At 39.6% G+C, this 8,049-nt stretch carries 7 protein-coding genes and 1 pseudogene; 3 read left to right on the plus strand and 5 right to left on the minus strand.

Features of this window, described 5'->3' with window-relative positions:
• Positions 1 to 6: 6 nt before the first annotated feature.
• Both IM456_RS21925 and IM456_RS21930 read left to right on the plus strand, forming a co-directional pair.
• Positions 7 to 501 carry a hypothetical protein gene (locus tag IM456_RS21925; RefSeq protein WP_149985314.1) on the plus strand — a complete coding sequence of 165 codons (495 nt, stop codon included), beginning with the start codon at positions 7 to 9 and terminating at the stop codon, positions 499 to 501.
• 253 nt (positions 502 to 754) lie between these two features.
• A pseudogene (locus IM456_RS21930) lies at positions 755 to 1,125 on the plus strand (Uma2 family endonuclease); the annotation flags it as partial.
• Between the two features lie 552 nt (positions 1,126 to 1,677).
• Here the strand turns inward: IM456_RS21930 and IM456_RS21935 are convergent.
• The 3 genes from IM456_RS21935 to IM456_RS21945 all read right to left on the minus strand — a co-directional run bounded on the left by IM456_RS21935 (position 1,678) and on the right by IM456_RS21945 (position 4,014).
• On the minus strand, positions 1,678 to 3,234 hold the full coding sequence (locus IM456_RS21935; RefSeq protein ID WP_287693631.1) for an AAA-like domain-containing protein: 1,557 nt from the start codon (positions 3,232 to 3,234) through the stop codon (positions 1,678 to 1,680).
• Between the two features lie 79 nt (positions 3,235 to 3,313).
• Positions 3,314 to 3,733 (minus strand): type II toxin-antitoxin system VapC family toxin, encoded by a 420-nt coding sequence (locus IM456_RS21940; RefSeq protein ID WP_002799496.1) that lies wholly within the window; start codon positions 3,731 to 3,733, stop codon positions 3,314 to 3,316.
• On the minus strand, positions 3,730 to 4,014 hold the full coding sequence (locus tag IM456_RS21945; protein WP_002756821.1) for a hypothetical protein: 285 nt from the start codon (positions 4,012 to 4,014) through the stop codon (positions 3,730 to 3,732). The genes IM456_RS21940 and IM456_RS21945 overlap by 4 nt, the downstream gene beginning before the upstream one ends.
• Before the next feature lie 76 nt (positions 4,015 to 4,090).
• Between IM456_RS21945 and IM456_RS21950 the strand changes: the two genes are divergently transcribed.
• Positions 4,091 to 4,681 carry a Uma2 family endonuclease gene (locus IM456_RS21950; protein WP_002756824.1) on the plus strand — a complete coding sequence of 197 codons (591 nt, stop codon included), beginning with the start codon at positions 4,091 to 4,093 and terminating at the stop codon, positions 4,679 to 4,681.
• A gap of 513 nt (positions 4,682 to 5,194) precedes the next feature.
• Here the strand turns inward: IM456_RS21950 and IM456_RS21955 are convergent.
• Entirely contained in the window at positions 5,195 to 6,397 is a 1,203-nt protein-coding gene (locus IM456_RS21955; RefSeq protein ID WP_287693625.1) for a glycosyltransferase family 4 protein, read from the minus strand.
• A gap of 13 nt (positions 6,398 to 6,410) precedes the next feature.
• On the minus strand, positions 6,411 to 7,511 hold the full coding sequence (gene aroC / locus IM456_RS21960) for a chorismate synthase (RefSeq protein ID WP_287693627.1): 1,101 nt from the start codon (positions 7,509 to 7,511) through the stop codon (positions 6,411 to 6,413).
• Positions 7,512 to 8,049: the final 538 nt, after the last annotated feature.

Genomic DNA, 8,049 nt, shown 5'->3' on the forward strand with positions numbered 1-8,049 from the left:
CGTATCATGCCACGTCCCCCGAAGAAAACCCCTAGCACCCCTGAACCCCCCGAAGAGCCAATTAAAGCCACTCCTCCCCTACAACCTCTACAAATTATTAAAAAGGGTTCTAGGGCCGCAGTACCCCCCAAACCCCCGGAAACCCCTTCAGAAATCATCGAGGAAAAACCAGCCGCAGAAACGGTAAAATCAGTCAGTAGCGAGATAAAATCTCCTTTCCGTCCCCGTTCCGATTCGGCTCCTCTATTCCGAAAACCAATTCCCAAAGCAGAAATTCCCGTCATCGAAAAAGCGACGGGAGCTAATGGTGAAGTATTTAATCTGACCGATTCTGTCCTGATTACCGAACCTTTCGGTACTCGTATTGCCGCTATTATCGATAGTTTTTATGCCGATGATCAAGGCGAAATATGGGCGCGACTCAAACCGGTGGAAGTTAATCCGGATTGTCGCTGGGAACAGGCCTGTATTCGCTCTCAGGGTTTGGTAAAAGCCGAGTAAGACAGTTATCAGTTATCAGTTATCAGATTTGAGTTTTAAGTGTGCAGTATTAACAAGTAATTTTCTTGCATAATTAATTTTTGAGGGTTCAAAAACGTCAAAAATAAGGATTAAATGGCATAAAATCTGTAAATAGACCATTCAATTGCTTATTATTCATTCTTAATTCTCCTGACTACTGACTCCTAACCCTAACAACTTTTATCTGATATCATGTTGAGAAAAATTCCCTCTCTAAATTTGGGTTTAAATTATGATAACTACACTCATCGAACGAGAAACAGAACCAATTTTAATTAGTGACTTAACTTGGAGAGAATTTAAAGCTGTTGAACAGCTAATCGAGCGTCTAGGGTTAAGTTTATCTTTTTTAGATGGAGTTTTGGAGATTAGAAAAATGCTTCTTTAGTAGAAATTTATTGAGAATTTTTGGGATTAGATTTTACTCCTACTGGTTCTGTCACCTTAGAAAATGAATTTGAAAAGGTTAAAAGAGAAGGTGATAAATCCTATGAGTTGGGAGCCAATAGAAAACATCCTGATTTAGTGATTGAGGTGGTTGTTAGTAGTGGAGGAATTAATAAACTGGAAGCATACAAACGCTTACAAATTCCCGAACTTTGGTAAAGAGTAAAGAGTAAAGAGTACAATGTAAAATGTAACCTACCTTATTACTGGTTTGAATGCAGTTCCAAATTTTCAGTTGTTAAAAAGTATTAGGCATTTTCTACAATTTCTGCTCCTGGTTCATCTCTAAGATAAGCTAAAAAGGCAGCAGCATCTAACACAAATTTATTCACTTAAATACTCCTGTCTGCGTTCTTGAATAAGTTCATCTACTAAATTTCTATCAGGTGATTTATCTTTTAATAAACCTCTTAATTTTTTAACTTGTTGTTTGAGGCTGACTAATTGGAGGTTGCCGCTATCTTCCAGAGTTAAGATTAATCTATCTCCAGATTGTAAATTAAGAATTTGTTGGATTTCTTGGGGTAAAGTTAAACGTCCTTCTGGTTCAATATCAAGTATGTATTGTTAAGAAAGTGATGAATTAGCAACTGTCATAGCTTTATATTTCCTTGTTTTCTATCTATTTCTAGTTTAGCAAAATTCTAAAAGTTAATCCTGTAGGGTGCGTTAATGAAATGTAACGCAAACAGTGAGTTTTGGAAACACTCAAGCCCGAATCACAGTAATTCTATATTGATTTTCCGTCAGCACAACCTCAGTTGATAACCTTTCTTCCATTGGTAAAGCATTTTTCCGTCTATCGAAGATAAGTAACCAACCAAAATCTAAACCTAAACGTCTTAAATAAGATTCTAATTGTTCAATTCCATCAGCTTGCGGATCGCGTTTTTTATCCCGCCATACTTTTAATTCAATACCTAAAATTACATCTTTATAACGCAGACATAAATCCATTCTATCACTACCAATTGCATATTCCCTTTCTAAAACCCCCCCACCATTAACCACACGATGTAAAAAAGCCATTAATACAATATAGGGGGCAATTTCATGGTAAGCAGCACTACTTAATAATGGTTCGACCTGTTGTCGCCAAAATTTGAGAAATGCTGTTAATAAAGCATCTATATTTAATTCACCTTTTGCCGTCAACCAACTAGGACTAATTAAAGGTAAACTATCCTGAGTTCCTTGTACTAAAACGCGGGGAATTACTTCACGATATATGGGGTTAGAAATAACTAATCCCCCCATTGGATCACGTCTTAATAATCCTAAATCTATTAAATATTGCCTATCATCTGCTAAAGTATCAGGTAATGTTTGCCCTGCTAAAATTGGTTCAATAATGTTTTTAACTCGTTTTTCCCTGAGTTTTTCCGCTAAACTATCTAAATGAGTATCTTGACGAGCAATTAATATCTCCTTAGCTGTTAAGATATGTTCTTTAGTAATAGCAATAATTCTATTTTTTACCATTTTTTCTACAATTTCTTTAGCTAAAGCATTGACTAACCAAGGTTGTCCTTGGGTTAAATCAAACGCTGTTTCTATAGCTTCTGGTGTGAAAATTTGTCCAGTTGCTACTGTATGTTGTTGATATAATTCTCCTACTTCTGCAAGATTAAAATTTCGCATAGTCAGAGAAGCAACTTTTATATTAAAAGGACTAGAAGTATTTAATCTATCACTACCACCAGATGCTACCTTATAATCTCTCACATCTCGTAAACCAATTAATCCTACTGAGGTCGGGAAATTTTCTGGACGATTAGGAAAACCATCTCTTAACTGTCGTAAAACTGATATTAATGTTTGGTCTTGTAAAGAGTCGATTTCATCTATAAATAATACTATGGGACGATTGATAGCTTTTGCCCAACCTGTTAAAAAATCATTAATTCTATTTCCCGGTTCTTCCTGTTGCCATTGTTTAGCAGGTGGTTGCAATTCTTTCGGTAAGCGGATATTTATTGTATTATACCAAGTCCCTAAAATTGCTAATTCTGCGGCAGTAGGATCATGATTAAATGCACTTCCTACTTCCACTGACACCATGACTGCGGCATAATTTCCAGTATGGGTAAGTTGTTTTGCTAGGGATAACATTGCTGTGGTTTTCCCTGTTTGTCGTGGTGCGTGAAGGACAAAATAACTACGTTGTTGAATTAACTCCTCTAAATCTGGTAATCTGACTGTGGGAGAGAGCATATAGTGGATATCGTTGGAACAGGGACCTGCAATATTAAACCAGCGAGTCATAGAATTTTGGTAATAGATGAACTCTTTAAGTTTAGACATTTTTTATGCTCCCGATACATTATTAAAACCACTAAATTTGCTAATGAGAGTTGGTTAATTCGGCAATTAATTGTTCAGGAGTGATAATTCGTGGTGTGACAATGGGGAAATCTTGAGGATTACGGGTAATAATTGCATCCAATTTATTAACTACCGCGGTAGAGTATTGAATAGAATCTTCAAAATCCTGAAAATTGGTTGTGAAAGCCATTATAATTGCATCCTGATTTACTGTAGCAATTTGACAAAAAGTAATTAACTGCTTTAAATAAGTAAGCGTCCAATCTCGACCTCTTGCCTTACGGATAATATAATACAAATCACTAAAAGTTGAGGCGGAAATATAACCTGCAATTGTGCCTTTTTCAATTAGTGATAAAACTTGTTCACTTGCATTCCAAAAAGGTTCTCTTTCTAAGGCATTATCAATAATGATATTAGTATCTATCAGGATTTTCACAGGTTATATTTCTCCTTTAAATATTCATATTTAGCTTGATCTGGATCAAAGTCTGCCGGAATGGCAGGGGCATTTTCAAATAAACCCTGAAATGCTTTGATCCTAGATTTTCTTTTTGGTGCTTCTGGTGCTGGTTCAGTGGTTGGGGTTGTGGTATGATCAAGGGTATCTGTGGCTGCCCAAACTACAATTTCCACATTTCCGGGGGGTAAATTCAGGGGTTCGGTAATCAGCAAGTTACCAGATTGATCAATTTTTCCTTTGAGTTTGTATGCTTGCATGATGTTTTTTATGATACTCTGTTTTTATATCATATCATAGTCAACAAAATTCACGCTCTAAATTTGGGTTTAAATTATGATAACTACACTCATCGAACGAGAAGCAGAACCAATTTTAATTAGTGACTTAACCTGGAGAGAATTTAAAGCTGTTGAACAGCTAATCGATCGCCCAGGGTTAAGGTTATCTTTTTTAGATGGAGTTTTGGAGATTAGAAAAATGCCAGGGAAAAAACACGAAACTATCAAAGAACGTATTGGTGCTTTACTAGAAATTTATTTAGAATTTTTGGGATTAGATTTTACTCCTACTGGTTCTGTCACCTTAGAAAATGAATTTGAAAAGGTTAAAAGAGAAGGTGATAAATCCTATGAGTTGGGAGCAAATAGAAAACATCCTGATTTAGTGATTGAGGTGGTTGTTAGTAGTGGAGGAATTAATAAACTGGAAGCATACAAACGCTTACAAATTCCCGAAGTTTGGTTTTGGATGAATGATGAGTTATTGTTTTATAGTTTAGGAAATGAGGGATATGAAGCTGTTAGTAAATCGCAACTTTTACCGAGTTTAGATGTAGGCTTATTGATGCGCTGTATTAATACAGAAAATCATGCTCAAGCACTGCGGGAATTTAGAGCAGGGATAAAAATTATTGAATCAACATAACAATATAAAATGGTAATTTTTTCTGCCTATCTAAAGATTATGGGTTAACTTAACAGTTGCAGAATGCCAAGAATTAAATTTTCAATATTCCAGCGAAAGGGAACAAGTTTTTAACCGTTTTATCGCCTCCGTATTATTAGAAGAAAGACGAGCAGGTAATACTAAATCCGTTGAGTATATGTTACATATCAGGACAGGCAAGAGGCAACCCCCCCAACCCCCGCCCCCCCCCGATGTCGGGTAGGGTTGATTCATGAATCAACCCTACCTTGAATCAACCCTAGGACAAGGGGGGGTAGGAGGAATAGATAATCAGTCTTTAATAACTGGATTTAGTATAAGTATTTCATATATGTTGATTGAGAAACCCTTACCCGGTAATACTTCTATGTTTAGTCATTGTCAATAAGGTTGTCCTTATTGCGGTGACTAATTACCTGGCAAGTTCGCAGCTTTCTTTTCACTGATTACTGTTTACTGTTTACTATTCACTGATTACTGTTCACTGAAAAATCAACTCAATAACCAATCTAGATGCTCCTGTAAACATTGCTTGAGGTCGTAGCGTTGCTTGATAGTTTCCCTGGCATTTAAACGCAGATTTTGCCAACCCTGGGGATAATCTAACACTTCATCCACGCGATCGGCTATTTGTTGGGGAGAAAAGAAATCCACTAATAAACCATTTTCCCGATCAGTAATTAATTCTCGCACGGGGGGAGTATCGGAACCAATCACGACGCAACCCATGGCCATGGCCTCTAACATTGACCAAGAAAGCACAAAAGGACGAGTAAGATAGATATGGGCCGCTGATGCCTGTAAAACCTGTTTATATTGACCGTAGGGCAGAGAACCGGTAAAATGCACCCGGGATAAATCCAAAGAAAGGCTTTCTAACATCAATTGTTTATAGGTTTTGCCGTCCGGTAGAGTTTTCCCATAAGCGACCCGATCCTCACCGACAATCACCACATGACAGTTAGGCCGACGGGCTAAAATTAGGGAAACAGCCGTCATAAATTGGGGAAAACCGCGATAGGGTTCCATTCCCCGGGTTGCATAGGTGACAATCTCCTTAACACCGGATAAATCTAAACCTATCTCTGGAATCACTAACTGCACATCGGGACGGGGACAAAAATAGTCCGTATCGATGCCATCGTGTAAAACCGTGAGTTTCGAGTGAAATTCGCGGGGAAATTGTTGTTTTTGCCAGATAGTCGGCGCTAAACCTCGATCGCAACTGACCAGATCGATGAGGATTGGCGCATTTTTAATTCTAATCCGGGCTTCGGCATCAGCATTAAGGGGATCCGCCGGATCAAAATCAGCATCGGAACCATGGGCATGATAAAACCATTCAAAATAGGCTAAAAACTTAGTTTTCGGGAAAATATCCTTGATAAATAGGCCTGGCCCCCAGCCAGAATGTGCATAGACAATATCGGGATAAAATCCTTGATTTTTCAGTTGTTGGCAAACAGCATAAACCGCTTGACCTTGCAAAACCGCACTTTCGAGGGGACGGACATAATGATGGGTTTGGGGAGAAACAGCGCGACTTTCCTTGTAAATAAATTTTTTTACCCCCGCTATCTCTCCCTCTTGCCTGGTAGTGCCGAAAATCACTTGATTTCGGGGGTCTTGAGCCAAAACCGTGATTAAATGGCGAAATTGGGCGGGAAAATTGGCATGAAGGAATAAAAATTTCATCGCGGGTAAAGGTTTAGAAAAAGCGATCGCTAATCGTACATTGTCCCTGAAAACGGAGCAGATGATCGCATAATACCAAAGCCATCATCGCTTCTACCATCGGGACCGCTCGGGGTAAAACACAAGGATCGTGTCTTCCTTTGGCTGCCAGGGTGGTTTCTTCCCCGCTGCGCGTCACGGTTTTTTGTTCTTTACCGATAGTCGCGGTCGGTTTAAAAGCGATGCGGATAATAATATTTTCACCGTTACTGATTCCCCCTTGAATGCCCCCCGAACGATTGCTATTGGTGCGAATTTCCCCGTTATCATCGATAAAATACTCGTCATTGTGTTCGCTGCCGGTTAAGAAGGTTCCCGCGAATCCCGATCCGATTTCAAATCCCTTACTCGCGGGTAAGGACATCATCCCTTTAGCTAAATCGGCTTCTAGCTTATCAAAAACGGGTTCTCCTAGACCTTTCGGCACATTTCTGGCTACACATTCCACCACACCGCCGATCGAGTCTTTATTCAGGCGAATTTGGTCGATCAGGGCGATCATTTTGGCGGCCGTTTCCCCGTTGGGACAACGCACTATATTACTTTCCACCTCGTCGAGGGTGACGGTGTTGGGGTCGATGATTGCCTCAATATCTTTAATTCGCTTCACATAGCCGATAATCTCGACATTATAGACAGATTTAAGGATTTTTTTAGCGATCGCTCCTGCAGCCACCCGGCCGATGGTTTCCCGGGCCGAAGATCTGCCTCCTCCTTTCCAGTTGCGAATGCCGTATTTTGCTTCGTAGGTGGCATCCGCATGGGAAGGTCGGAATTTCTCGGCCATTTCGTTGTAATCTTGCGAACGAGCATCCTGATTCCGCACTAAAATAGCGATCGGTGTACCGAGGGTTTTGCCGTCAAAAACGCCCGAAATTATCTCACAAATGTCATTTTCCCGACGCGGGGTCACGATTCTGCTTTGTCCCGGTTTGCGACGGTCTAAATCGATTTGAATCTCCTCTTGGGAAATTTCTAAGCGCGGGGGACAACCATCGATAACCACTCCTACCCCACCCCCGTGAGATTCTCCAAAAGTGGAAACCCGAAATAGTCGTCCGAAAGTGTTACCCATAATCTCAATGTCTATTAAGCCTCAAGGTTTTATTGTACCTGAGCGGTTATCAGTTATCAGTGATCAGTTATCAGTTATCAGTGATCAGATGTTAGTTTTTAGTGGACAGTCTTAAGTAGAAAATTGCCGTTTTTTTGTCACTGATGCCATTTTTCAAAAGTAATCGCAGAGATGGTTAATTTCCCTTACCCCCACAACCAAAGGGAGAGGGGAGTAAAATGCCGGCTCTCTTATTCTTTGTGTGATAAGTTTAACTTATATAAGACCGATCAATCTTTGTGTCCTTTGTGTCTTTGTGGTTCGTTCCATTTGCTCGCCAGCAGAACTGTATTTTAGAATACATTTTACCCACCAAACCCAAGAGAGTACAATGCCTGCTACGAATAAAGGAAAATAGTTTGACATCCTCGCCGCCCTAAAAGTGCGGCGATTCCTAAACCTCACGATTTAAGTTTCTGCTTCCACCACCGTCGCATACCACAGTTAAAAAACCATGTACTGTCTTACACAGAGTCCACAGACTTTCGCCCCATTTCAG

The organism is Microcystis sp. M079S1 (assembly GCF_020246425.1).
Classification (GTDB): Bacteria; Cyanobacteriota; Cyanobacteriia; order Cyanobacteriales; family Microcystaceae; genus Microcystis; species Microcystis aeruginosa.

Excerpts from the sequence above, each read along its gene's own strand:
- IM456_RS21935 (WP_287693631.1), bottom strand. The coding sequence starts at position 3,234 with ATGACTCGCTGGTTTAATATTGCAGGTCCCTGTTCCAACGATATCCAC.
- IM456_RS21945 (WP_002756821.1), bottom strand. The coding sequence starts at position 4,014 with ATGCAAGCATACAAACTCAAAGGAAAAATTGATCAATCTGGTAACTTG.
- IM456_RS21950 (WP_002756824.1), top strand. The coding sequence starts at position 4,091 with ATGATAACTACACTCATCGAACGAGAAGCAGAACCAATTTTAATTAGT.
- IM456_RS21955 (WP_287693625.1), bottom strand. The coding sequence starts at position 6,397 with ATGAAATTTTTATTCCTTCATGCCAATTTTCCCGCCCAATTTCGCCAT.
- aroC (WP_287693627.1), bottom strand. The coding sequence starts at position 7,511 with ATGGGTAACACTTTCGGACGACTATTTCGGGTTTCCACTTTTGGAGAA.
- IM456_RS21925 (WP_149985314.1), top strand. The coding sequence starts at position 7 with ATGCCACGTCCCCCGAAGAAAACCCCTAGCACCCCTGAACCCCCCGAA.